The 2,408-nt window shown below is 66.4% G+C and carries 2 protein-coding genes and 1 pseudogene; all 3 read left to right on the top strand.

Translation table 11 applies throughout. The annotated features are described in order from the left end of the window. Nucleotides 1-212: DUF2182 domain-containing protein (locus G3N93_RS38285; protein WP_206135361.1), on the top strand; the 212-nt coding region annotated here is incomplete at its 5' end. A 278-nt stretch (nt 213-490) separates the two neighbouring features. Continuing rightward, nucleotides 491-1,951 carry an IMP dehydrogenase gene (gene guaB / locus G3N93_RS38280; RefSeq protein ID WP_011352433.1) on the top strand — a complete coding sequence of 487 codons (1,461 nt, stop codon included), beginning with the start codon at nt 491-493 and terminating at the stop codon, nt 1,949-1,951. 6 nt (nt 1,952-1,957) lie between these two features. Beyond that, a pseudogene (locus G3N93_RS38275) lies at nt 1,958-2,408 on the top strand (hypothetical protein); the annotation flags it as partial.

Genomic DNA, 2,408 nt, shown 5'->3' with positions numbered 1-2,408 from the left:
GAGCCGCCATGCGATGCGGGATGTGTTGCGGGAACCTGATGGCGATCGCGCTGGCCGCCGGCATGATGGATCTGCGCGTGACGGCGGCCGTGACGGTTGCAATCGCCGCCGAGCGCCTTGCGCCGTCCGGCGGGCGTGTTGCGCGGATCGCCGGCTGCGTGGCGGTCGGCGCAGGCATCGCGATGATCGTGCGCGCGGCCGGGCTGCTATAACAGAGGGAGGGCGGGCCGATTCGACACGCTGCCGGGCCTTGCTTCACCGTGGCCGATACCGTCGCGTGACCTGTTCGCAACAGACGGATCGACCGCTTGGCTGCCGGCTGCGCGAATGGCTCGATGCGGCGGTGAAACGAAAGGCGATCGAAAACGAACCGAACGGCGATCCGAACGATTCGGCCCCCGAACGGCCGAAACCGGCTAAGCCGTTGTTCGTGTTGTGAAATTTCGCGGCGCTTCGCGTATAATTCGCTTTTGCGCCCATAGGATTTGCCATGCGTCTGATCCAAAAAGCACTCACTTTCGATGACGTGCTCCTCGTTCCCGCCTTTTCCGACGTTCTCCCGCGCGACACCAGCCTCAAGACCAAGCTGACCCGCAACATCTCCCTGAACATGCCGCTCGTGTCCGCCGCGATGGACACGGTCACCGAAGGTCGCCTTGCGATCGCGATGGCGCAGCAGGGTGGCGTCGGTATCGTCCACAAGAACCTCACGCCGGCCGAGCAGGCCCGCGAGGTCGCGAAGGTCAAGCGTTTCGAATCGGGCGTCGTCCGCGATCCGATCACGGTGCCGCCGCAAATGAAGGTGCGCGACGTGATCGCGCTGTCGCGCCAGCATGGCATCTCGGGCTTCCCGGTCGTCGAAGGCCCGCAGCTCGTCGGCATCGTCACGAACCGCGACCTGCGTTTCGAAACCCGTCTCGATGAGCCGGTCAAGTCGATCATGACGCCGCGCGAGCGCCTCGTCACGGTCAAGGAAGGCACGCCGCTCGCCGAAGCGAAGGCGCTGATGCACAGCCACCGCCTCGAGCGCGTGCTGGTCGTCAACGACGCATTCGAACTGCGCGGCCTGATGACCGTCAAGGACATCACGAAGCAGACCGAGCACCCGGACGCGTGCAAGGACGAACACGGCAAGCTGCGCGCAGGCGCGGCGGTCGGCGTCGGTCCCGACAACGAAGAGCGCGTCGAGCTGCTGGTGCAGGCCGGCGTCGACGTGATCGTCGTCGATACCGCGCACGGCCACAGCAAGGGCGTGCTCGAGCGCGTTCGTTGGGTCAAGCAGAACTTCCCGCACGTCGAAGTGATCGGCGGCAACATCGCGACGGCCGCCGCCGCGAAGGCGCTCGTCGAATACGGCGCAGATGCAGTCAAGGTCGGTATCGGCCCGGGCTCGATCTGCACGACGCGGATCGTCGCCGGTGTCGGCGTGCCGCAGATCAGCGCGATCGCCAACGTCGCGGAAGCGCTGAAGGGCACGGGCGTGCCGTGCATCGCCGACGGCGGCGTGCGCTTCTCGGGCGACGTGTCGAAGGCCCTCGCGGCCGGCGCGAACGCGGTGATGATGGGCAGCATGTTCGCAGGCACCGAAGAGGCGCCGGGCGATGTGTTCCTGTACCAGGGCCGTCAGTACAAGTCGTATCGCGGCATGGGTTCCGTCGGTGCGATGAAGGACGGCGCGGCAGACCGCTACTTCCAGGACAACTCGGCGAACATCGACAAGCTCGTGCCGGAAGGCATCGAAGGCCGTGTCGCGTACAAGGGCTCGGTCAACGCGATCCTGTTCCAGCTGGTCGGTGGTGTGCGCGCGAGCATGGGCTACTGCGGCTGCAAGACGATCGACGAGCTGCACGACAAGGCCGAATTCGTCCAGATCACCGCGGCGGGCATGCGCGAGTCGCACGTGCACGACGTGCAGATCACGAAGGAAGCGCCGAACTACCACGTGGACTGATCGCCGATGAAACCGCTGCTGCGAGCCGTGCTGATCCTCGATGCCGTGCTGCTGCTGGCGTTCGGCGTGCTGTTCGTGCTGACGCCCTGGCAGTCGCTGTTCAACGCGCTGCAATTGCAGAACATCCAGCCGGCGATGCTCGGCCAGGCGTTCGGCATCGCGTTGCTCGGGCTTGCGTGGCTCGCGTTTCATGCGGCGTTCAACGGTGACCTCACGGCGCCGGTGGCGCGCTCGGTCGGCCACGTGTACTGGCTGACCGGCGTGCTGACGATCGTCTGGTCGCTCGGTGCCGGCAGCGGTCCCGCGCTTGCGGCCGCCGGCAGGGTGCTGTCGGTCGTGGCCGGCGTCGCGCTGATCCTGCTCGGACGCGACGAGCGGCATGTACACCTCGCCGAGGATCTGGCCTTCCGGATGCTGCGTGACGAGGTCGATCATGATGCGGTTCGACTCGTACGGG

Source organism: Burkholderia sp. Se-20378 (assembly GCF_017104665.1).
In the GTDB taxonomy this organism is placed as follows: Bacteria; Pseudomonadota; Gammaproteobacteria; order Burkholderiales; family Burkholderiaceae; genus Burkholderia; species Burkholderia lata.
Note: the sequence above shows the minus strand (reverse complement) of the source record. Positions and strands in the feature narration are given on the sequence as shown.